We start from the raw sequence: 23,548 nt of genomic DNA on the forward strand, positions 1-23,548 counted from the left end.
GCCGCACACGCGCATAAGCGACGCCGGTACGATGGCCGTGCGGCCGCCGGCCGTCGCCACAGGCCAGCGACGTTCGAACCCCAGGCGAGGACGGTGTCCGTTGCAGGGGCTCCCGCCAGTGAGGACAGGGCAATGCTGGGTTTGCGCGTACTGCTGCTGGAAGACGATGCGGCCTGCCGCGAGCTGCTGCACCAGGCCGTGGCAGCACTGGGCGACGGCAATGCGCAGATTGTCGACGCACACGACCTGGCTGCCGGCCGGCGCTGCCTGGCCGAAGCGAGTTTCGATCTGTTCCTCGCCGACCTGGCCTTGCCGGACGGGCTCAGCCTGGATCTGATCCGCCAGGCACGCACCCTGCGCGAGCCGCCCGCCGTGCTGGTGGTTTCCTCGCTCAGCGACGAGGCGACCATCGTGCAGGCCATCGTCGCCGGTGCCTGCGGCTACGTCTGCAAGCACGATACGAGCGCCGACATCGCGCGCGCGCTGCAACTCGCCGTACAGGGAGGTTCGAGCATCAGCCCCACCATCGCGCACCGGCTGCTGCTGTTGCTGCGCCAGCAAGCCAGCGCCGGTGCCGCTGGCCAGGACGTAAGCCTGACCGCACGCGAGAACGATGTGCTGACATTGGCCGCCAAGGGGCATACCTACCGGCGCATTGCGGAACTGACCGGCACCCTGCCCAGCACCGTGTACACGCATGTACGGCATATCTACGAAAAACTGCAGGTATCCAGTTTGCAGGAAGCGCTGTACCAGGCCCGCCTGCGCCGCCTGGTCTAGTGGCCGGCGCTGCCACACTCGCTGCCACCGTGCGGCGTGCCGTGTTCTGGAGCAGCCTGTGCATTGCCGTCGCGGCGCTGCTGCTGGGTTATCGCTATCGCATTGCCGACACCACAGCCTGCCCGGTGGCACTGGAACGTCTGGCCGACGCAGTACAGCCGCGCGATGGCCCAGCCGGCGGCGCGCTGCACATCGAACGCTATCGCTTCACTTTCCAGGCCAGCGCAGAAAATCGCGAAACGCTGGCCATTTCCCTCGGCGAAGCCGTGCCGTTCTATCGCCTGTGGATCAACAACGCCAACCTGACGCCGGAGATCGACCTGCAGCAGCGCAACGTGCGCGACATCGGACCGCACCTGCATCGCATTCCGGCCGACGCACTGGCGGTCGGAAGCAATGTCGCGCTGCTGGAGCTGCCGCGCGCCGCGGAGCTGGGCGAGCTGCGCCTGAGCCAGGTCTGCATCGGCGATGCAGCACTGCTGGCAGCAGCGTCTCGCGGCAACTGGTGGCGCATGGTCGGCATCCCCAGTGCCTGTGTGCTGCTGTTTTGCGTGTTCGCCGCGCTGGCACTGGCGGCCTGGCTGCTCAGCGCGCGCCATCCGGCCTATGCCTGGTACTTCGTCTGCCTGCTGCTGATGCTGGCGCGCGCGGTGTACGTGGCCACCTCGGCGCGGCCGGGAACGCCGCTGGCCTGGATTGCTCTGGACAATATCGCCATCGCCCTGCAGCCGTATGCCTTGTACTGCTTCATGCGTGCGTACTGGCGCTTCAGCCTGCCCTGGCTGTCGCTGCTGCTGGGCATCGGCACCAGCGGCGCGCTGCTGTGCTGCGCCGCGCTGCTGCGCTGGCCCGAGCTGCCCCAGCTGCAGAGCATCTATCTGCTGTTTCTTCTGCTGTCCACCGGCGGCGGCATGCTCGCCGTCGCGGCGATCACGCGCGGCGTGCGCATTCTGCAGCAGACAGAACGCAGCTTCGTGCTGTGGACTGGCGTCGTCGCCTATGCGGGTTCGCTGCTGGAAATCGCCAACGTATTCCTGCCGTTCGAGCAGCGCTGGATGTGGACGGCACCGCCGGCGACCGCCGTGCTGGCGATGGGCCTGGGCAAGCTGCTGCTGCACAGGCTGGTACTCGGCGCCGACCTGATGACGCATGCGGCCAACGTGCTGGCGCAGAACATCGACCAGGGCGCGGCCGCCACTTCGGCGCAGACCGCAGCCGCCTGGGACGAGGTCTCGGCGCAATTGGCCCACCAGGAACGCGGCCGGCTGATCCGCGATATCCATGACGGCTTCGGTTCGCGCCTGGTCGCCATCCTGCTGCGCGCGCGGCGCGAGCTACCCCACTCCAGCGTGCAGCGCAACCTGCAGCGCGCACTGCTGGACATGCGCCTGATGATCGACGCGCTGGACGAGACCTCGCGCTCGCTCGGTCTCGCCCTGGCCTGCCTGCGCCATCGCACGGCCGCCACGCTCGATGCCGCCGGCATCGCCGGCGAATGGCAGCTGGACGCGGTCGACAGCGTGCGCATCGACGACCGGCGCAAGCTGATGCACCTGTTCCGCTGCCTGGCAGAACTGCTCGGCAACTGTGCCGAACATTCCGGCGCCGACACGCTCACGCTGCACGCGGCGGTAGCGAACCGGCGCATTGTGCTGCGCCTGCAGGACAACGGCCGCGGCGTGGCCGACCCCGCGCAGTTGCGCGGCCATGGCTTGCGCCGCGCACGCCACCACGTCGATTGCATAGACGGCGAATTGCACTTTGCTGCCGCAGACGCGGGCAGCGGGCTGCACTGCGAATTGCGACTGCCGCTGTTTTGAGCGCGCACAGCCGCCAGATGCCGATGCAGCAAGCCGTGCGCGTGAATCCGCACCTGCTGCGCCGCTGGCTGGGCGATCACCCGCGCAGCGCGGCGCTGGCATTCTGGGCCAGTCTCGCTTTGGCCCTGGCCTTGCTGGTCGTGCTGTACCGCCAGCCGCTGCCGCTGCAGCAGGGCTGCATCGCTCAGATCCACGACGTTGCCCGGGCCAGCCTGGTCGCGCTGCCACTGGCGCGCACGGCGCGCGGCCCGGGCGAAACCCTGCTGCTGCAGCATCGCTTCGCCTGGCGCTTGCAGGCGCTGCAGCGTCCGGCGCTGTATATCGGCGAGGCGACGCCGTATTTCGATCTGCAGGTCAACGCACGCCACCTGACACCGAACGTCGACCTGGACGCTGCGCCGCGCCGCGACCTGGCACCGCACCTGTATGCGCTGCCGCCGGACATTCTTTCGGCCGGCGACAACCTGCTCAGCCTGCGCGTGCCCGTGGCGCGATCGCTGAGCGAAACCCGCGTCGGCATGCTGTGCATCGGCGACTACGATGTACTTTTATCTTTGTACAAAGCCGAGTGGTGGCGCCGCGTCGGCCTGCCCAAGGCCTGCCTGTGCCTGTTCCTGGTGATGGCCGGCGTGGTGTTCGCACTGCGCCGCATCCACGCCAATGCACCGCTGTACCGCTGCTATCTGCTCTGCATCGCGCTCATGAGCTGCCGCAGTGTCTATCTCGTCGTCGGCGACATGCCGGGCGGGCCGGCCAACTGGCGCGTGGTCAGCGACGTCAGCATCATCCTGCTGATCTATGCCATGTACCGGCTGATCGCCGCCTTGTGGAATATCCGCCTGCGCCACTGGAGCGTGGCCTGGCTGCTGGCGGCCTCGCTGCTGCAATTGACTGCGCTGTGGTCGAACTGGACCCTGGAGTTTCCGCTTGCCAACCTGCTGCTGTGGCTGAGCGTGGCCGGTACGGCCGGCCTGGTGCTGGCACATAGCCGCGCCAGCGCGCCACACGTACCGGCGCTGGAGAAGCATTGCCTGCGCTGGGCCATGCTGTTCGCCGTAGCCTGCGGTGCGCTGGAAGCCGTCACCTACCGGCTCGACGCGGGCTGGCGCCTGATCTGGCTGTATCCGCTGGGCACGGCCCTGCTGGCCGTCACGCTGGGTTTTCTGCTGACGCGGCGCGCGATTCTCGGCGCAACGCTGCTTATGCATGCGCGCCAGTCGCTCGGCCGCGACCTCGACCAGACCCTGCTGCACTGTGCCGAGCAGGCCGATGCGGTCTGGCAGACATTGTCCAGCCGCGTCGCCGGACGCGAGCGCGAACGCGTGCTGCTGGACATCGATGCCGGTTTCGGCGCGCGCATGGCCGAGGTAGTACAGCAGCTGCGGCGCGAATTGCCGCACTCGCGCCTGCAGGTCGATATCCAGCGCGCCCTGCTCGACCTGCGCCTGATGATCGATGCGATGGAACTGGAGCTTGCTTCCCTGGCCGCGGCGTTCGCGATATTGCAGCAGCGCCTGCAACCGGCCCTGTTCGCTGCCGGTATCGCCGCGCAATGGGAGGTGGCCGTGACGCAAGGCCGGCGCATCGAAGACCGGCGCCGCCTGATGGAACTGTTCCGCTGCATGGAAGAGCTGCTCAGCAATGTGATCCAGCACTCCGCTGCGGCGCATGTCTGGATAGACGCGCGCAGCGACGGCGAATGGCTGCAGATCCGTGTCGCCGACGACGGCTGCGGCATGCGCGACGGCCAGCCGCGCGGGCGCGGCCTGGACAATGTGCGCGCGCGGCTGGCACGCATGGGCGGCAGCGTGGATTGCCGCTCAAGGCCACAGTTCGACGGCACCTGTATCGCGCTGTCCCTGCGGCGACTGTAGTCGGCCCGGCGCCCTGCCCCGGCACCGCCTCCACAAATCTGCGGATGCCCAGGACGCCGCGGCCGCGGCAGACTGCCGGGCGCGCCGACGGCGCCTGCGCTGTTCCATCTTGAGAGAACCGTACAATGCCACGATTTCACCGAATGCCCGGCGCCGCGATGGCTGCGCTGGCGCTGCTGTCCGGCTCCGTCCAGGCCGTGGTAGTGGACAGCGGCCCGGTCGATCTGCCGATTGCCGCAACCGCCGCCGGCACCTATCTCAACCTGGTCGACGGCAACAGCCTGGCCAGCGGCAGCGACTTCCACCCAATCGCCGCCGCCGACGGCAGCCTGGCCTTCGCGATCGGCAGCGCGGCCAGCCTAGCCGTGCGCAACGGCGCGGTTGCAACACTGGACCAGGCCATCCTCGTCGGCGCCGCCAACGCGTATGCCGCCAGCGGCACGCTGGCCGCCACGCCGCTGCGCAGCGGCGGGCAGCATCGGCTGGGCCTGCGCTTCGTCGACGAGCGCAGCGGCGGCCTGCGCTACGGCCATGTGCTGCTGCAGACCACAGCACCAAAGGGCTTTCCCGCGCGCATCCTGCGCTATGCCTACGAAACCAGTGGTGCCGCCATCGTCACGCCGGGCGATTCGCGCATTTTTTCCGACGATTTCCAGCCGCTGCTGGTCGCCGCTTCGTGCATGCCCGAGGCGGTACAGGCCAGGCTGCTGAATGCGCCCGCCGGTGCGACCTTGCAGATTCCGGCCGGCGACTGCGACTGGGGCAGCACGCAACTGACTCACGCCCGCAGCATCCGCATCCGCGGTGCCGGGCAGAACCTCACCCTGCTGCGCCGCAGCGCAGCCATGCCAGACTACTGGAACGCCCTGCTAAAGCTGAGCTGCGGCAATAACAGTAAAGTGGAAATTTCCGACCTGTCGCTGCTCGGCAACGGCATCGAAGGCGATATCGACAGCGGCCTGTGGCTGGACGGCGGCTGCGTCGACTTCCGCATTCACGACGTGACCGCGGCGAATTTCTCCCGCGCCGGCATGGCCATCCGCGGCGACGGCCAGCGCGGCGTGATCTATCGCAGCGATTTCCTCGCCAACTTCCGCTGCGCCGGCGGCTGCTTCGGCTACGGCATCGACGTCGACGGCGGCGCCAACCCGAACGGCGGCCCGCATCCGCCGCCACTGAGCCTGGGCAGCGGCAACGCCGTGTTTGTCGAAGACAGTTATTTCTACGACAACCGCCATGGCATCGCGTCGAACTACGGTTCGCGCTACGTATTCCGCCACAACACTGTAGTGTCGACCCAGCGCACGCGCGACTACGGCATGATCGACGCGCACGGCCGCGAGAACGCCGAGCGCTACGGCTCGCAGAGCTGGGAAATCTACGCCAACTACCTGCGCACCAGTCCGGCGCAGATGACTAGCGACGGCATCGTGCTGCGCGGCGGCGACGGCGTTGTGTTCGGCAATATCGTGGCCAACATCCCCTACGTGGTACGGCTGCTCAACCAGCCCTGCAGCGGCAGCTATCCCCTGCCCGGGCAGGTTCGCGCGGCATATATCTGGGACAACCCGTTCACGCCGATTCCGATCTACAACAACGACAACGCGGTCTGGATCGACAGCTCCTGCGAAACCTATATCGTGCAAGGGCGTGACTATTTCCTCACCGCACCATCGGCATACCAGCCCTATCCCTATCCGCATCCGGCGCGCTGACGGCCGCCGGCACGGCAGCGGCAGCGGCGCCGCCTCGCCCGGCGATACGACTGCAGGCCCAGGCAGAGGCAGCACCGCCTCCGCCGCTGCGACGATTCGCGGCTGCCGTTGGCCGGCCGTGGTTCCCGCGACGGCCAAATCGCTATTCAATAGCGGCTGTCGCCATCTCGCGGGAAAACGCCAATGAAAGACATGGACCGGCAGGAACTGCTCAGCCTGTTGTCGATCTGCGCAACCCTGGCCGGCCTGTGCATCACCATCGTCGCGCTGATGGCCGCGCTGAAACATGGCCAGCACACGGTCGTCGACGACTTCCTCGCTGGCTGCGCGGCCGCCTTCGTCACCTGCATCTACCTGATCGTCTGGATGCTGCGCATCCGCAATGCAGCCTGGGCATCGCGCATCGGCAATGCCATCGAAGTGCTTTTTCTCGGCGCAATGACCGTCATGACCATCGCCGCGTTCATCGCGGTCTACAGCATCTGGTAGCGTACGAGCACCGCAGATGCGCACCGGGCGCTGCCCCGCCGTGAAAGTTCTTGCGCTCTGCGCCGCATCGCTATGCCGAAGCGGCATCGCCACGATGCCGCCTAGCCAAGATTTCATCTGGTCAATTTAAGCCAGGATACCAACCCATGAAGAAAATCATAGTTAGCTTAAGTTAGAAATTGAAAAAATAAGCGGAACTCCATTTGTCGAACAAAAAAAGCAACCGCCCGCTGGCCAGCTAGAGAATTTTGTTCTGAAATACCGCGACAAGATCAATCTTGACGATGAATGCAAGCAACTAAAACAGACTCGATACGTTTGACTGCCGCGCGCTACGGCACGTCATTCTGAAAAGTCATTTTTTAAACGCCATCGTACATGGCCGTGAACTTGGCCTCGTTACTGGCTGGCATAGCGGACTCATCCATGCCGCGAGAAATCCACTATGTGTCTGTCGGGCTGCCGCGGTGACGCTGTGAAGCCTGCGGCCTATGCAGAATTGCGCAGATCGCCACAACGTCACCCGGCAGCCGGTGGCGGTCGCGCGGACGGCGCCGCCGGGTTTGCCGAGCTGGCCAATTGACCAGTAAAAATATCTTTACCCGTTTACAGGGTCGAGGCCACACGCGAGGCCGGCAAGACACCGGTGCAGGCAGCGCCTGCGTTCCTGCCCAGCATCCGCCGGTCAAGGGCCGTTTCGAACACGGCCTGGGCAGCTTCTACTCCGACGGCGAGATCGGCGGAAAAGCGGTGCGTACGCGCTTTGTCTGGTCGCCGATCACGCCGGTCTCGGCGCGTTGGGAGCAGGCCTATTCGGTCGATGCGGGAAAGAACTGCCAGACCAACTGGATCATGCAGTTCCGGCGTGAACCGGCGGAATAGGCGCATCGCCAGCCGAGTCTTCTCCTGCCCGCGACGGTTAGTATCCTGTACCGCCGCCGCAGGTCTGCCCACGCCCATGACTACACCTACCGCGACCGCCACCGCCACCGCCGCCAACCGCTGGTTCGTGCCGGGCGACTGGAACGGCTTCTTCGGCCTGGTCGTGGACAACCTGTCCATCCTCGCCTTTATCGCCGCGGCCTTGATCGGCATCTTCGGATTTCCCGCCGACGTGGTATTCCAGCGCATGTTTCCCGGCACGGCGCTGGGCGTGCTGATCGGAAACCTCATCTATACCGCGCTGGCACGCCGTCTTGCCGCCCGCAGCGGCCGTGCCGACGTCACGGCGATGCCGCTGGGACTGGATGCACCGACCAGCATCGGCATGGCCTTGCTGGTGCTGGGGCCGGCCTTTGTCGGCTACAAGGCCGCTGGACTGGACCCGCACGCGGGAGCCATCGCCACCTGGAAACTCGGCATGGCCTCGCTGGTCGTCATGGGCGTGTTGAAATTCCTGCTCTCGTTTGCCGGCGCCTGGGTGACGCGGGTGTTGCCGCGCGCGGCGCTGCTCGGCTCCATCGCCGGCGTCGCGCTGGTGCTGATGGGTTTCTTCCCGCTGATCGAGGCGCTGCGCGTGCCGGTGGTCGGCTTCGTCACGCTGGGGCTGCTGCTGTACGTGCTGGTGGCGAAAGGCCGCCTGCCTTTCCGGCTGCCGGGCGTGCCGCTGGTATTCGCCTTCGGTACGGCCCTGTACTACGCGCTGGGCTTCGCCGGCCTGGGGGCACCGGGCTTCGTGCCGCCGGCTGCAGTGCAATGGCACCTGGCCTTTCCCTGGCCCAGCCTGGGCTTTGTCGACGGCCTGCCCGCCACCCTGCCCTATCTGCCCTTGCTGCTGCCGTTCGGACTGTTGATGGTGGTCGGCGGCATCAATGTGAGCGAAAGCGCGCGCGCCGCCGGCGATGATTATTCCACTCGTGACATTTTACTGACCGAGGCGTTTTCCACACTGGCTGCCGGTATCTGCGGCGGCGTGGCGCAGACCACGCCGTATATCGGCCAGCCCGCCTACAAGCACATGGGCGCGCGCCAGGGCTATACCTTGCTGACTGGCCTGTTCATCGGCCTGGGCGGCATGCTCGGCCTGGTCTCGGGCCTGGTGCAATGGCTGCCGCTGGCGGTGCTGGCGCCGATCATCGTCTACGTCGCCATCGACATCACCACGCAGGCTTTCGAGGCGACGCCGCGACAGCATGCGGCGGCAATGGTGCTGGGTTTCCTGCCGTCGGTGGCCTATATGCTGGCGATCAAGCTGGGCAATCCGGCCTGGATAGCGCCGGAAAAACTCGCCGAACTGGCCGGCGCCCTGGACGGCCACGGCCTGCCCGAAGTGGCCGTGATCAAGACCCTGGGCAATGGTTTCATCATTACCTCGATGCTGTGGATCACGAGCGTGGTTGCCATGATCGACGGCCGCCTGCGGCGCGCCTGCGTTGTGCTGCTGGTAGCAGCCACGCTGACGGCATTCGGCGTCATCCATTCGGTCGACCCGCGCGGCGGCCTGCATCTGCCGTGGCAGCTGCAGGGACTGGCGAGCACGATCAATCTGCAATTCATGGCCGCCTATCTGGCCTTGGCCGCTGCATTGGCGCTGCTGTCACTGCAGCCCGGCGCAAACCCCGAAGTCACGCTCGATTGATCGTTTGTCGCGTGCGTTGCAGCGCCTGCGTAGGGTGCGATGAGCACAGCGAATTGCACCGCAGGGTGCTTGCACCGCGATAACCCGTACATCGCGCGGCGCAAATCAAAGACCTGGCGGCGCAATTCGCGTTGCTCATCGCGCCCTACGTTGGCGTCGCCACTGCCCCGGCACGCAGCTCGCGCCGCTGCGCCATGCGGAACAGCCCGGGCAATACCAGCAAGGTAAGCAAGGTCGACGAGACGATGCCGCCGATGACGACCGTGGCCAGCGGCCGCTGCACTTCCGCGCCGGTGCCGGTATTCAGCGCCATCGGTACGAAGCCCAGGCTGGCCACAAGGGCCGTCATCAGCACCGGGCGCAGACGCGTCAGCGCGCCTTCGCAGATAGCTTCGTCCAGACTTCGGCCGGACTGCAGCAGGCTGCGGATAAAGCTGACCAGCACCAGTCCGTTCAGCACGGCCACGCCCGACAAGGCGATAAAGCCGACTCCGGCCGAGATCGACAGGGGAATGCCGCGCAGCCACAGCGCCAGCACGCCGCCGGTCAGGGCCAGCGGCACGCCGCTGAAGATGACCAAGGCATCGCGCAGCGAGCCGAAGGCCAGTACCAGCAGGCCGAGAATCAGCGCCAGGGTCAGCGGCACGACGATAAGCAGACGCTGGCTGGCCGACTGCAGCTGCTCGAAGGTGCCGCCATAGCCCAGCCAGACACCGGTCGGCAGTTTCACTTCGCTGCGAATGGCCTGCTGTGCCTGCGCTACGAAGCCGCCGAGATCGCGTCCGCGCACGTTGGCGGTAACCACGACACGGCGCTTGCCGTTTTCGCGGCTGAGCTGGTTGGGTCCGGGCGCGATGACCAGGTTGGCCACTTCCGCCAGCGGGATATAGCCCGACTGCGGCAAGGGAATCGGCAGGCGTTCCAGCACACGCAGGTCTTCGCGGCTGGCCTCGGGCAGGCGCAGCTGGATGGCGTAGCGCGCGTCGCCTTCGAATACCTGGCCGACTTCGCGGCCGCCGATCGCCGTGGCCACGGCATCCTGCACATCGGCCAGCGCAATGCCGGCGCGGGCCAAGGCATCGCGCTTGGGTTCCACCGACAGCACCGGCAGGCCGGTTACCTGTTCCACACGCAGATCGGCACTGCCGGGCACACGCCCCAGCGTCGCGGCGATGGCATTGCCAGTCGCCAGCAGCTGATCCAGATCGTCGCCGTAGATCTTCACCGCAAAGTCGGAACGCACGCCGGAAATCAGCTCGTTGAAGCGCAGCTGGATAGGCTGGCTCATTTCGTAGGCATTGCCCGGCAGTTGTTCCAGCGCCTGCTGGATTTCCGCCGACAGCGCCGCCTTGCTCTTGGCCGGGTCGGGCCATTGCGCCTTGGGCTTGAGCATCACATAGCCGTCGGAAATGTTCTGCGGCATCGCATCGGTGGCCACTTCGGCCGTGCCGGTGCGCGCGAACGTGGTCTGTACTTCGGCAAATTGCAGCAGACGCCGCTCGACCTGTTTCTGGAACTCGATCGACTGGGTCAGGCCGGTGGCCGGGATGCGCAGCACCTGCACGGCGAGGTCGCCTTCGTCCAGGTTGGGCACGAACTCGGTGCCCATGCGCGCGGCCAGCACGCCGCACAGCAGCACCAGCAGCGCAGCACCGGCAGCAAACAGCAGGCGCGCACGCAGGGCCAGCTGCAGCAGCGGTGCGTATACGCGCCGCACGCCGCGCAGGAACAGGTTTTCGTGTTCCTTGACCGGACCGCGGAACAGCAGGGCGACGCCGGCCGGTATCAGCGTCAGCGAAAGGAACAATGCAGCAACCAGCGCCATCACCACGGTCTGCGCCATGGGATGGAACATCTTGCCTTCCACGCCCTGCAGGGCAAAGATCGGCAGATACACCGCAGTGATGATGCCGATGCCGAACAGGCTGGGCCGGATCACCTCGGCGGTGGCCTCGTAGACCAGCTGCAAACGCTGCGGCAGCGTCATGCGCCCGTCGCCGGCCGCAGACAGGCGCCGCAGGCAATTTTCCACAATGATTACAGCGCCGTCGACGATAAGGCCGAAATCCAGCGCGCCCAGGCTCATCAGATTGGCCGAGACACCGGTTTCGACCATGCCGGAGATGGTCATCAGCATGGCGATGGGAATCACCAGCGCGGTCAGCAGCGCCGCGCGCAGGTTGCCCAGCAGCAGGAACAGGATCACCACCACCAGCAGCGCGCCTTCGAGCAGGTTTTTCTGCACCGTGGCGATGGCCTTGTCCACCAGCAGGGTGCGGTCGTAGACCGGTACTGCGCGCACGCCGGCAGGCAGGCTGTCGTTGACGCGTTCCAGCTGCGCGGCGACCGCAGCGGAAACCGTGCGGCTGTTGGCCCCCAGCAGCATGATCGCGGTACCGAGTACGGTTTCTTCGCCGTTGTGCGTGGCCGCGCCGGTGCGCAATTCCTTGCCGATGCCGACATCGGCGATATTCCCGATGGTGATAGGCAGACCGTCGCGCGTGGCCACGACGATGCGCGCCAGGTCTTGTGCATCGCGCACCTGTCCAGGTACGCGCACCAGCAGCTGTTCCTTGTTGCGTTCGATATAGCCGGCGCCGCGGTTGGCGTTGTTGCGTTCCAGCGCCACGGCAATCTGCTCGAAGCTCAGGCCGTAGGCGAGCATGCGCGCCGGATCGGGCATGACGTGATACTGCTTGGCCCAGCCGCCGATGCTGTTGATCTCTGTCACGCCGGGCACCTGCAGCAGCTGCGGGCGTATCACCCAGTCCTGCAGGCTGCGCAGGGCAATCGGATCCCAGGCGCGGCCGTCGGGCTGGCGCGCGCCCGGTTCGGCGTCGACGGTATAGAGAAAGATTTCGCCCAGGCCGGTGGCGATGGGCCCCAGCGCCGGCTCTATGCCTTCCGGCAGCCGGCTGCGCGCCTGCTGCAGGCGCTCGTTGATCAGGTTGCGCGCAAAGTAGATGTCGGTACCGTCGTCGAACACGACAGTCACCTGGGACAGGCCGTAGCGCGACAGCGAGCGCCGGTAGCTGAGCCTGGGCAGGCCGGTGATCGCGGTTTCTATCGGTACGGTAATGCGCTGCTCGACCTCCAGCGGGGTATAGCCGGCGGCCTGGGTATTGATTTGTACTTGTACATTGGTGATATCGGGCACGGCATCGATGGGCAGGCGGCCGTAGTGATAGATGCCCAGGCCGATCAGCCCCAGCATCAGTACCATGACCAGGCCGCGGCGGGCGATGGAGAAGCGCAGGATGGCCTCGATCATGGGCTGGCCTGCAGCGGGTGCGAAGGGCGCGGCGGCAGCTTAGTGATCATGTTCGGCGCCCCCCTTGCCCTGCTCGGCCTTGAGCACGAAGCTGCCCTCGCCGACCACGTTTTCGCCCGCGGCAATGCCGCCGAGAATCTCGACGAAACGGCCGTCGTTGCGGCCGGTTTTGACCGGCCTCGGCTGCAGCCCGCTGCTGCTGTCGACAAATACCGACAGGCCGCCTTCGTCGAGTTCCTGCAGCGCGGCGACCGGCACAGCCAGGGCTACTTCGCTGCGACCGACCACGACTTCAGCGCGTACGTACAGGCCGGGCGCCCATTGTCCCTGGGCATTGTCCAGCAGCACGCGCGCCGTCACGGTCTGGGTGGCGCCGCTGCCCAGCGGCGAGACGAACACGAGCTTGCCCTGCCCCGACAGCTCGCCTTCGGTCGCGCTGACACGCACGTCCTGGCCCAGCTGCACGCGGCCGCGGTCGCGCGGGAACAGCGACAGTTCTATCCACACCGTGGACAGGTCGGCAATCGTGAACAATGGCGCATTTTCCGCTTGTTCTCCGGGATTGGTCAGGCGTTCGGTCACCACGCCGGCGAGCGGACTCGTCGTTGTATACACCTGCAGGCTTTCGTTGCTTTCCACACTGGCCAGGGCCTGGCCCTGACGCACCGCATCGCCGACCTTGACCGCGACGCTGCGCACCACGCCGGGAAAGCGCGCGCCGACGCTGCGCATGCGCTCCGCGTTCGGCTTGACCACGCCATACAGCGGCAGGCTTTCGACCAGCGTGGCCGGGCCGGCGGCGGCGATCACGAGGCCGGCGGCCTGGCGCGCCTCGGCGCTGAGCACGATCGCTTCCGCGTGATCGCCGTCGCCTGCGTTTTCAGCCGTGGCCTCGTCCTTGCCGTGGGCGCCGGCAGCGCCGTGCGCGTGCTCCTTCTGCGCCGGTGGCGGCGCGGCGGCATTGCCGCAGGCAGCCAGCACCAATGCCGCGGACAGCAGCAGTATTTGTTTCAGCGGTGTCATGGGCGGCTCCTTGCGCTGCTCAGCGCGCTGCCGGTCAGGCGTTCGATTTCGATCAGGGTGAGGTGGTACTGGCTGGCCGCGGCGATCAGGTCGCGCTTCACCGCCAGCAGTTCGCGCTGAGCGTCGACAAATTCGAGATAGCCGTAGCGGCCACGCTCGTAGGCATATTCGGTATTGCGCAGCGCCGATTCGGCGCTGGGCAGCGCACGTGCCGTCACGGCTTCCACTTCGCGACGGCTGTCGAGCAGTTCCTGGTAGTAGCCGAACAGACCGGTACGCGCCTTGACCAGGGCGGCGGCACGCTCCGCCTCCGCTCCGGCGCGGCGTGCCTGCGCTTCGGCAATCGCGCCCTGGTTGCGGTTGTAGACCGGCAGCGGCAGGCCGACGGAGAACATCAGCGCCGTATCGCCGGATGCCTGCAGGCGGCGCAATCCCAGGCCGACTTCGATACCCGGCCGGCGATTGGCGATGGCCAGGCCGATTTCCGCATCGCGCCAGCGCGCTTCGCTCAAATAGCGCGCCAGATCCGGCGTGCTTTCCAGCTCGCTCAGCAGCGTGGTGTAGTCGGCAATCGGCGGCAATACGTACAGCTCTGCCGCCACGCTGTCGAAATCCGGTTCGCTCGCGCCCCAGGAAGCAGCCAGCTTGTAGCGCGCTGTCCTGATCTCGTGCTCGGCATGCGCGTCGTCGTTGCGCGCCCGCTCCAGTGCAACCAGGGCACGGTCCTGTTCGGCCACCGGCGACTTGGCCGCCTTGACGCGCCGGTCCACGGCGGTGGCGGTTTTCTCCGCCAGCTCCACCGCCTGATGGGTGAGCTTGTGCAATTCCTGCTGGCTGGCCAGCGTGACGAAACGGCGCGCCGTTTCTGCCACCACGTCGAGACGGCGCACATGGCCGTCGGCTTCCAGCAGTTCGCGTTCGCCACGCGCCGCGGCGACGCGCCGGTCGCGCAGGCCGCCGAGTTCGATCAGCTGGCCCAGCGACAGGCTCAGCTCGGCGCCTTTGAAACCGCGCACTTCGCCGCTGCCGAGCACATTCTCCAGCGCCCCTGACAGCGTCGGATTCGGCTTCAGCCCAGCCTGCACTACACGGCCGTCCTGGGCATTCAGCACGTACTGGTAGGCAGCAAGGTCGGGATTGGACTGCAAGGTACGCTGCAGTGCATCGCGCAGGCTCAGGCCGGACGGCTGCGCCGCAACGGATCCTGCCCCCAGCGACAGCAGCACGGCGGCGGCAAGCCGGCACCCTATGGAACCCATCAACATGGCTACTCCGTTACAAAGTATTTTTTTACAGAATGATCAGCAGCGGCGGTCTTGCACCGCGCGGCCTGCCATTGCGGCAGATACGGGCGCAGCGCAGGCCATGGCGGATGCAGACGAATCGTCCGGGCCGGCCGCAGATGCAGGAGAACCGATGGCAGACATGCGTGCCGCTGCAAACCGGCAGCGGTACAAGCCGAGCCTTGCCTTGGGCACGCGCAGCTGCCTACGCCGGGCACGAGCCCGGCAAGGCGTCAATCAGGCAATGGGAGGACGCAGCGCGTCGTCGCGCGGTGCCAGGCAGACAACATAGGCTGCGGCGGCAAACTGCACCGGCACGGCGGCCGGCGCGTTCACGCCAGGGCTGCGGCACAGCAGCGGCGTGACATGGACACAGGAACAATGGCAGCCACCGGCAGCGCTATGCCAGCAATCGTCGGTGGCAGAGGCAGTGGCGTTCACGGCATCGGCGGCATTGTCGCCGACGGCGGCTACGGCCACCGGCGCGGACAGGCCACCCAGCGAATCGGCCGCACAGGCCACGGCAAAACCCGTCTTCAGCATCACCAGGCAGACAAACAGCACTGCTACGACGCGCAGATGGCGACGCAGCAGGACGATGAGTGCGGGTGAAGAGGCAGGCATGCCGGGCAATGTAGCCGGCCGGCGCGACGTTAGACAATTACAGTGCAGCCCCGGCGAGGCTAGTGTCGCAGCAGCCACCACCGCCACGTTGCGCTGCCGGGCGCTGCGCCATACGCCGTGTCTGCGACCGACGGTCGCAGGCCGGCGGTGCGGATTGCGGGCAGAATCGCCGCTTGCCTTTGCCAATCGCCTACACGCCATCTGCATGCGCCCAGCCGAGCCACTTCCCGCCGCGCCTCGCCAGGCGCTGTACCGCCTGATCTGGCGCTGGCATTTCTACGCTGGCATTTTCTGCCTGCCGTTCGTGCTGTGGCTGGCCTGCACGGGCCTGATCTATCTGTTCAAACCGCAGCTCGAACCGCTGCTGGAACGCCGTTTCGCCGCCGTCACCACGCAAGCGGCGCAGGCGCCGTCGCGCCAGGTGGCAGCGGCACTCGGCGCCGTACCGGGTTCGGTATTGCACAGCTACGAGCTGCCCGGCAGTGCGGGCGATGCCGTACGCATCCTCGTCGCACGCGACGGCGAGGTCAGCCGGGTCTTCGTCGATCCCGCCTCGCTGAAGGTATTGCACACGGTGGCCGAGAACGACCGCTTCATGCGTGTCGTGGCCCAGCTGCACGGCGAGCTGCGCCTGGGCAGCAGCGGCTCGCTGCTGGTGGAACTGGCAGCCTCGTGGACCATCCTGATGCTGCTCACCGGCCTGTATCTGTGGTGGCCCCGGGGCACTGCCTGGCGTGGTGTCGTGGTGCCGCGGCTGGGCTCCGGATCGCGCGTGTTCTGGCGCGACCTGCACGCGGTGACCGGCCTGTGGATTTCACTTTTTGCCTTGTTCCTTCTGCTGTCCGGCCTGCCCTGGGCCAAGAACTGGGGCGGCATGCTGAAATCCGTGCGGCAGGCGTATGCGCAAACCCAGGTGGCACAGGACTGGACTACCGGCAGTGCCGCGCAACGCGACGCCGTCCTGGCCGCCGGCCGTGCGGCGGCCGGCCACGATGGCCATGCCGGCGTATCCGCCCATGCAGCCACCGCGGATCTGTCGCAACTGGACCGGATAGTGCCTCTGGCCACAGCGGCGCGCCTTGCCGTGCCGGTGCTCGTGGTGCCGCCGGTGCAGACGCCGGCGCAATGGACCATCAAGTCCGATGCAGCCAATCGGCCGCTGCGCGCCGAGATCGTCGTGGACGGGCGCAGCGGCGACGTCGTGCGGCGCTCGGCATTTGCCGAGCGTCCCCTGCTGGACCGGTTTATCGGCTACGGCATCGCCATCCACGAAGGCCAGCTGTTCCCGCCGCTGAACCAGCTGCTGGGCGTGTTCACCGCACTGGGCCTGATCGTGCTGAGCACGAGCGCGGCCGTGCTGTGGTGGCGGCGACGGCCGCAGGGCATGCTGGGCGCACCGCCCCGGGTCAACGGCATGCGCTACCCCGCTGCCTGCATCGTCGCGCTGGTTGTGCTGGGTACGCTGCTGCCGCTGCTAGGCATGTCGATGCTGCTGGTGCTGCTGCTCGAACGCCTTGCACTGCGACACTGGCCGCGGGCTCGCCACCTGCTCGGACTGGCGCTGCCGTAGCGGTACGACCCGCTGCGGTACACAGTCGCAGGCCGCCGATACTTCTGCCAAATATGTTCTACTGCGCGAAGTGGACCCGCACGCAAGTCCGCGGCGGTTCGCGTCGCGCCAGCCAGCCCAGGGAAACCTGACGATGATTTCCGACACGCTCGTCGATCTGTCCCGCCTGCAGTTCGCCGCCACGGCGCTGTATCACTTCCTGTTCGTGCCATTGACCCTGGGACTGTCGTTCCTGCTGGCGATCATGGAGTCGGTCTATGTCATGACCGGCAACCCGGTCTACAAGGAAATGACCAAGTTCTGGGGCAAGCTGTTCGGCATCAATTTCGCCCTGGGCGTGGCCACCGGCATCACCATGGAATTCCAGTTCGGCACGAACTGGTCGTACTACTCGCACTACGTAGGCGATATCTTCGGCACGCCGCTGGCGATCGAAGGGCTGATGGCCTTCTTCCTCGAATCGACCTTCGTCGGCCTGTTCTTCTTCGGCTGGGAACGCCTGAGCAAGGTCAAGCACCTCATGGTGACCTGGCTGGTCGCGCTCGGCTCGAATTTTTCCGCCTTGTGGATACTGGTCGCCAACGGCTGGATGCAATACCCGGTCGGCGCCGAGTTCAATCCGGAAACCCTGCGCATGGAGCTGACCAGTTTCGCCGAGGTGTTCTTCAGCCCGGTGGCGCAGGTGAAGTTCGTGCACACGGTTTCCGCCGGCTATACCACCGGCGCCTGCTTCGTACTGGGCATCAGCGCCTGGTATCTGCTGCACGGACGGCATATCGCCTTCGCCCAGCGCTCCTTCGCCATCGCCGCCGCCTTCGGCCTGGCGTCGGTGCTGTCGGTGATCACGCTGGGCGACGAATCCGGCTACGAGCTGGGCCACGTGCAGAAGGTCAAGCTGGCCGCGATCGAAGGCATGTGGGAAACGCATCCGCCGCCGGCGCCGTTCACCGTGATCGGCTTCATCGACCAGGACAACATGCGCACGAATCACGCGATCGAGGTTCCCTGGATGATGGGCCTGATTGCGACGCGCTCGCTGACCGAGCCGGTGACCGGCCTGAAAGATCTGTCGGCCGAACACGAGCGTCGCATCCGCAACGGAATGCATGCCTACGCCGCGCTGCAGCAGGTGCGCGCCAATCCGGCTGATGCCGCCGCCAAGGCACGCCTGAAGGAACTCAGCGACGACCTCGGCTACGGCCTGCTGCTCAAGCGCCATGCGCCCAACGTCGTCGACGCGACCGAGGCGCAGATCGCGCTGGCCGTGCGCGACGCGCTACCACCGGTGAAGCCGCTGTTCTGGGCCTTCCGCATCATGGTCGGTGCGGGTTTCTTCATGCTGGTGGTGTTCGTGCTGGCGCTGGTCTCCTCCTCGCGCCGCGCCATCATGCGCCAGCGCTGGCTGCTCAAGCTGGCGGTGGTGGCCATTCCGATGCCGTGGATCGCCTCGGAAATGGGCTGGCTGGTGGCCGAGCTGGGGCGCCAGCCCTGGACCGTGGCCGAAGTGCTGCCCACCTGGATGAGCGTCTCGTCGCTGAGCGTCGGCGACCTGGTCTTCAGCCTGTGCGGATTTGTTCTTTTGTATACCGCCCTGCTGGTGGTCGAGCTTTACCTCATGCTGAAGTTTGCGCGCAAGGGGCCGGCCGACGTGCCTGGCCACCCGGCAGCGCAGGCATCCGCGCCGTCCATCGCCTGAGGAGAACGCCATGTCCGACCTGCTCGCCCTGCTCATGAGCTACGAGACGCTGCGCGTGATCTGGTGGCTGTTCCTCGGCGTGCTGCTGATCGGCTTCGCCGTGATGGACGGCTTCGACCTGGGCATAGGCGCCCTGCTGCCGGTGATCGCCCGCACCGACGACGAACGCCGCGTGCTGATCAACACCATAGGCCCGACCTGGGAAGGCAACCAGGTCTGGTTCGTACTCGGCGGCGGCGCCATCTTCGCGGCGTTTCCGCTGATCTATGCAGCGGCCTTCTCGGGCTTCTTCGTCGCGCTGATCCTGGTGCTGTTCGCGCTGATCCTGCGTCCGGTCGGCTTCGACTACCGCAGCAAGCTGCCCGATCCGCGCTGGCGCTCGACCTGGGACTGGTGCCTGTTCGTCGGCGGCTTCGTGCCCGCGCTGGTGTTCGGCGTCGCCTTCGGTAACCTGCTGCAAGGCGTGCCGCTGCGCTTCGATGCCGAGATGCGCGTGTTCTACGACGGCAACTTCTTCGGCCTGCTCAATCCGTTCGCCCTGGTCTGCGGCGTGGTAAGCCTGGCCATGCTGGCCATGCACGGCGCGGTATTCCTTCAATTGAAGACGGTCGGCGAGCTGCATGCCCGGGCGCGGCGCTGGCAAGGCATTGCGGCGCTGGTCTATGCCAGCGCTTTCGCCGTGGCCGGGTTGTGGCTGGTGCTGGGCATCGACGGCTATCGCCTGGTGAGTTTTGCCGGCAGCGAAGGTGCGTCCAATCCACTGGCCAAGACCGCCGTGCGCGAAGCCGGCGCGTGGCTGGCCAACTACCGCGCGGCACCGCTGCTCTGGCTGATACCGGCGCTGGGCTTCGCTGGCGCCGCACTGGCCTGGCGCCTGGGCCCGCGCCGCCCGGGCTGGGCCTTCGTCGCCAGCGCGGTTTCGGTCGGCGCAACCATACTGACTGCCGCCGTCGCCATGTTTCCGTTCATGCTGCCGTCGAGCATTGCACCCAGCCACAGCCTTACGGTGTGGGACAGCACCTCCAGCCTGCTCACCCTGCGCTGGATGTTCTGCATGACCGTGCTGTTCCTGCCGCTGATCATTCTCTATACCAGCTGGGTGTTCCGCGTCATGCGCGGGCCGGTCACGCTGGACGACGTGCGCGGCTCCGACGCGCATTACTGAGGAGTTGCACCCATGTGGTATTTCGCCTGGATACTCGGCGTGCTGATGGCCTGCTTCGCCGCCATCATCAATGCGATGTGGCTGGAATTCGAAGGCTATCCGGCCGAAGCTGCGCCGGCAGAGCCGCCCCCACCGCCCGATCAATTCTGAATTTGTATTCAATGCAACAAATAATACGCCGCCGGGCCGGCGCTGCTGCGCGGCGGCGATGAGCGAATGGACAAGCAGCGCCCAGCGCTGGCTGGATGTACAGGCGCAGGCGCTGCGCGGCTGGACCCTGCTGGCCGCCGCCGCCGGCACGGCTGCAGCACTCGCCTTCGCCCTCTTCGCCTTCGGCCTGGCGAGCGTCGCCCAGGGCTGGATTAGCGCCGACAGCAGTCGCACCGCCGCCGCCCTGGCGCAGGCATTGGCCGGCGCCGTGCTGCGCGCCGCCTGCCTCGCCCTGCGCGACTGGGCCGGCCTGCGCGCCGCAGCACTGGTGCGCCGCCGCGCCCGCGACGAAGTGCTGGATGCCCTGGCCCAGCTGGGCCCCCTGCGTGCCCGCGTCGGCGACGACGGCGCACTGGCGACGCTGGCGGTGGAACAGGTCGACGCGCTGGACGCGTACTACGCGCGCTACCTGCCGCAGCGCTGGATTGTCGCCACGGTGCCGCTGCTGCTGCTTGCCCTGATCGCGCCGCACAGCTGGCTGGCGGCACTGCTGCTGCTCGCCACGGCACCGCTGATTCCGCTGTTCATGCGCCTGGTCGGCATGGGTGCGGCCGAGGCCAGCCGGCAGCAGGCGGGCGCGCTGGCACGCCTGGGCGCGCAGTTTCTCGACCTGCTGCGCGGGCTGCCGACGCTGCGCCTGCTCGCCGCCGCCGACCTCGGCGCGCAGCGCCTGGACGCCAGCGCACAAGACTACCGCCGGCGGCTGCTGTCGGTACTGCGCCTGGCTTTCCTGTCATCGGCGGTACTGGAGTTCTTCGCCTCGGTCAGCATTGCGCTGGTGGCCTTGTACCTGGGACTGGCCCTGCTCGGCCGCTTCGACAGCGGACATTACGGCGCCGTGCCGAGCCTGGGCAGTGCTTTGTATATTTTGCTGCTGACCCCGGAATTCTTCGCCCCGCTGCGCCAGCTGGGCAGCGACTACCACGCCCGCGCCGACGCGCTGGCCGCGGCCGAGGCGATCACCCGGCTGCGCCTGGCCGTGCCGGCGGCCGATGCCTGGAGCAGCACCGCCCCGGCAAGCAACAGCGAGCCGGCGGCTCGCGCGCCGGCGATCCGCTTCGACGCGGTCACGCTGCGCTATGCCGACGGCCGCTGCGCGCTGGACCAGGTGTCGCTGCAGATCGCCGCTGGCGAGCGCGTCGCCCTGCGCGGTGCCAGCGGCGCAGGCAAAAGTTCGCTGCTCGCCCTGCTGGCGGGTTTTGTCGCGCCGAGTTCGGGCCAGATCGTTGTCGACGGCCGGCCGCTGGCACAGCGCAACCGCCTGCACTGGTGGCGCCAGCTGGCCTGGCTGGAACAGCGGCCCGAATGGTTTCGCCTGTCCGTGCGCGACAACGTGCTGCTGGGACTGGACCGCAACGACGACAGCCGGCTCTGGTCGGCGCTGCAGGCGGCCGGTCTTGCCGACACCGTGCAAAACCTGCCGCAACAGGCGGAAAGCATTGTCGACGCCGCCGACGGCGCACTGTCCGGCGGCCAGCTGCAGCGCCTGGCCCTGGCCCGCGCCCTGGCCCGCGATGCCGCAGTCTGGCTGCTGGACGAACCCAGCGCACACCTGGACGAGGACGGCGCCGGCCACCTGTTCGATGCGCTGGAGCAGGCCAGCCGCGGCGCCAGCGTGATCCTGGCCACGCATGCGCAGGAACTGCCGGCCTGGATTGACCGCGTACTCGTGTTCGAACATGGCCGCCTGGTAGAAGACCGCACGGCCCACCGCGTGGCGGCCGGCGCATGATGCCGCAAAAGAAAGGATTGTCTTTGTTGATTATGCTGCGCAGCCAGGCGCGGCCGCTGCTGCTGGCCGCGCTGCTGAGCGTGCTGGGCCTTGGCGCTGCGGCAGGACTGGTGGCGTATTCCGGCAGCTTCATCACCGCAACCGCCATCGCCGGCGCCGCGGCCGGTGCGGTGGCCTTCGACATTTTCCGCCCCGGCGCCATCATCCGCCTGCTCGCCCTGGTGCGCACCACGGCCCGCTACGGCGAACGCGTCATCGGCCATGACGCGGTGCTGCGCCTGCTGGCGCAATTGCGCTGCGCCGTGTTCGCCCAGCTGAGCGTGCTGGCGCCGCTGCCACTGGCGCGCTGGTCCGAAGGCGATCTGCTACAGCGCCTGGTCGGCGACATCGACACGCTGGACGAATCGCCGTTGCGCGCCGCGCTGCCGCTGCTGGGCAGTAGCACGATAGCCGGCGGCGTGGTGGTGCTGGCGCTGGTGCTCGACCTACGCCTGGGCCTGATGGCTGCCGCCGGCCTGTCGGCAGCGGCCGCCATCGTGCCTGCCCTGGTCGCGCGCCAGGGCGCGCAGCAGAGCCGCCAGTTGCTGGCGCAGACAGCACTGCGGCGCGAACGCCTGGTTGACGCCTTGCGCGGCCTCACCACCTTGTCGCTGTGTGGCGCCTGGAGCAACTGGCGCAGTGCGTGGCAGGCGCAGGACGATCAACTGGTTCGCCTGCAGCTGCAGCAGCGCCTGCGCGAAGCCCTGGGCCAGGCGGCGACGGTACTGCTGCTCGGGGCGACGGCCTGGCTGCTGCTCGCGGCAACGCCCGCAGCGGCCTTGCCGCCGACCGCGCGCGTCGGCCTGGTACTGGCCGTGGTGGCGAGCCTGGAAGCAGTCGCCGGCGCCAGCGGCGCCCTGCTCGCCTGGGCGCGGGCGCGCGCCGCCCAGGCGCGTATCGGCGAGCTGCTGCAGCAGGCACCGGCGGTGGTGTTTCCGGCCGTAGCCACACTGCCGCCCGCGCGTGGCGCGCTGGAACTGCACCAGCTGGCGTATACCTCTGCAGGCCGTAACAGCGGACTGGCAGCACTCAGCCTGTCCTTGCCCGCCGGCACACGCCTGCTCGTGCGCGCGCCTTCGGGCGCCGGCAAAAGTACTTTGCTGGCCCTGCTCAGCCGCCAGCTCGCTGCGCAGCACGGCGAGCTGCTGCTGGACGGCCGCGCCCTTGCCGACTACGACGAAGCCAGCCTGCGCCAGCGCATCGCCTGCCTGCCGCAGCGACCGCACCTGTTCGCTGCCAGCCTGGCCGAGAACCTGCGCCTGGCCGATCCCGCCGCCAGCGACGCGCGTCTGCACGAGGTGCTGCACGCCGTCGACCTGGGCGCCTGGCTGCAGCGCCTGCCGGCCGGACTCGACACGCCGATCGGCGAATACGGCCTGGGCCTGTCCGGCGGCGAGGCGCGCCGCGTCGCACTGGCCTGCTGCCTGCTGCGGCCCGCCGTGCTGTATCTGCTGGACGAGCCGTTCGAAGGACTCGATGCAGCGACGCGCACACGCGTTGCTGCGGGGATCGGGCACTGGATCGGCGGCGCGACGCTGGTGGTGTGCAGTCATCATGCGGTGGAGCTGGGCGCTACGGGGCAGCTGCTCGTACTGCAAGCCCGCTGAGCGACGCCAGCCCGCAGCAGGAATGCGCCTGCGCAAGCGGCTGGCGGCAGCCGCATTCGCCACGCCTGGCGC

The 23,548-nt window shown here is 67.5% G+C and carries 17 protein-coding genes; 13 read left to right on the top strand and 4 right to left on the bottom strand.

All coding sequences use genetic code 11. The features are described from left to right. The first annotated feature begins 132 nt into the window (after positions 1-132). The 7 genes from DFR29_RS09930 (at position 133) to DFR29_RS09955 (ending at position 9,256) form a co-directional block, all read left to right on the top strand. The gene (locus DFR29_RS09930; protein WP_166653990.1) at positions 133-780 is read left to right on the top strand and encodes a response regulator transcription factor; all 648 of its coding nucleotides are present in this window, start codon (positions 133-135) and stop codon (positions 778-780) included. A gap of 41 nt (positions 781-821) precedes the next feature. Further along, positions 822-2,600 (top strand): sensor histidine kinase, encoded by a 1,779-nt coding sequence (locus DFR29_RS29100; RefSeq protein ID WP_166653991.1) that lies wholly within the window; start codon positions 822-824, stop codon positions 2,598-2,600. Between the two features lie 41 nt (positions 2,601-2,641). Continuing rightward, positions 2,642-4,474, top strand: a complete 1,833-nt coding sequence (locus tag DFR29_RS09935) for a sensor histidine kinase (RefSeq protein WP_166653992.1) — start codon at positions 2,642-2,644, stop codon at positions 4,472-4,474. A gap of 143 nt (positions 4,475-4,617) precedes the next feature. Continuing rightward, positions 4,618-6,189: a hypothetical protein gene (locus DFR29_RS09940; protein ID WP_133818440.1), complete on the top strand. Its 1,572-nt coding sequence runs from the start codon at positions 4,618-4,620 to the stop codon at positions 6,187-6,189. Positions 6,190-6,372: 183 nt separating this feature from the next. Further along, positions 6,373-6,678 (top strand): hypothetical protein, encoded by a 306-nt coding sequence (locus DFR29_RS09945; protein WP_133818441.1) that lies wholly within the window; start codon positions 6,373-6,375, stop codon positions 6,676-6,678. Between the two features lie 579 nt (positions 6,679-7,257). Then, complete coding sequence (locus DFR29_RS09950; RefSeq protein WP_133818442.1) at positions 7,258-7,560, top strand: hypothetical protein; 303 nt, start codon at positions 7,258-7,260, stop codon at positions 7,558-7,560. Positions 7,561-7,636: 76 nt separating this feature from the next. Beyond that, positions 7,637-9,256 carry a hypothetical protein gene (locus DFR29_RS09955; RefSeq protein WP_133818443.1) on the top strand — a complete coding sequence of 540 codons (1,620 nt, stop codon included), beginning with the start codon at positions 7,637-7,639 and terminating at the stop codon, positions 9,254-9,256. A gap of 145 nt (positions 9,257-9,401) precedes the next feature. On the opposite strand, the gene DFR29_RS09960 is transcribed toward DFR29_RS09955, so the two are convergent. From DFR29_RS09960 to DFR29_RS09975, 4 genes are all read right to left on the bottom strand, one after another. Further along, on the bottom strand, positions 9,402-12,527 hold the full coding sequence (locus DFR29_RS09960; protein WP_133818444.1) for an efflux RND transporter permease subunit: 3,126 nt from the start codon (positions 12,525-12,527) through the stop codon (positions 9,402-9,404). A gap of 39 nt (positions 12,528-12,566) precedes the next feature. Then, complete coding sequence (locus tag DFR29_RS09965) at positions 12,567-13,550, bottom strand: efflux RND transporter periplasmic adaptor subunit (protein ID WP_208113556.1); 984 nt, start codon at positions 13,548-13,550, stop codon at positions 12,567-12,569. After that, on the bottom strand, positions 13,547-14,815 hold the full coding sequence (locus tag DFR29_RS09970; protein WP_208113557.1) for a TolC family protein: 1,269 nt from the start codon (positions 14,813-14,815) through the stop codon (positions 13,547-13,549). The genes DFR29_RS09965 and DFR29_RS09970 overlap by 4 nt, the downstream gene beginning before the upstream one ends. Positions 14,816-15,070: 255 nt before the next feature. After that, the gene (locus DFR29_RS09975) at positions 15,071-15,457 is read right to left on the bottom strand and encodes a hypothetical protein (RefSeq protein WP_133818445.1); all 387 of its coding nucleotides are present in this window, start codon (positions 15,455-15,457) and stop codon (positions 15,071-15,073) included. Positions 15,458-15,662: 205 nt separating this feature from the next. On the opposite strand from DFR29_RS09975, the gene DFR29_RS09980 reads away from it, so the two are divergent. The 6 genes from DFR29_RS09980 (at position 15,663) to cydC (ending at position 23,476) form a co-directional block, all read left to right on the top strand. Beyond that, on the top strand, positions 15,663-17,027 hold the full coding sequence (locus tag DFR29_RS09980; protein ID WP_133818446.1) for a PepSY-associated TM helix domain-containing protein: 1,365 nt from the start codon (positions 15,663-15,665) through the stop codon (positions 17,025-17,027). Positions 17,028-17,160: 133 nt separating this feature from the next. After that, positions 17,161-18,723 carry a cytochrome ubiquinol oxidase subunit I gene (locus tag DFR29_RS09985; protein ID WP_133818447.1) on the top strand — a complete coding sequence of 521 codons (1,563 nt, stop codon included), beginning with the start codon at positions 17,161-17,163 and terminating at the stop codon, positions 18,721-18,723. Between the two features lie 10 nt (positions 18,724-18,733). Beyond that, positions 18,734-19,888, top strand: coding sequence for a cytochrome d ubiquinol oxidase subunit II (cydB, locus tag DFR29_RS09990; RefSeq protein ID WP_133818448.1), 1,155 nt, complete (start codon positions 18,734-18,736; stop codon positions 19,886-19,888). A gap of 12 nt (positions 19,889-19,900) precedes the next feature. Further along, positions 19,901-20,038 (top strand): cytochrome bd-I oxidase subunit CydX, encoded by a 138-nt coding sequence (gene cydX, locus DFR29_RS09995; RefSeq protein ID WP_133818449.1) that lies wholly within the window; start codon positions 19,901-19,903, stop codon positions 20,036-20,038. Positions 20,039-20,096: 58 nt separating this feature from the next. Then, positions 20,097-21,830: a thiol reductant ABC exporter subunit CydD gene (gene cydD / locus DFR29_RS10000; RefSeq protein WP_166653993.1), complete on the top strand. Its 1,734-nt coding sequence runs from the start codon at positions 20,097-20,099 to the stop codon at positions 21,828-21,830. A gap of 32 nt (positions 21,831-21,862) precedes the next feature. Continuing rightward, positions 21,863-23,476 carry a thiol reductant ABC exporter subunit CydC gene (gene cydC / locus DFR29_RS10005; RefSeq protein WP_243746012.1) on the top strand — a complete coding sequence of 538 codons (1,614 nt, stop codon included), beginning with the start codon at positions 21,863-21,865 and terminating at the stop codon, positions 23,474-23,476. Positions 23,477-23,548 lie beyond the last annotated feature (72 nt).

This window comes from Tahibacter aquaticus, from assembly GCF_004363655.1.
In the GTDB taxonomy this organism is placed as follows: domain Bacteria; phylum Pseudomonadota; class Gammaproteobacteria; order Xanthomonadales; family Rhodanobacteraceae; genus Tahibacter; species Tahibacter aquaticus.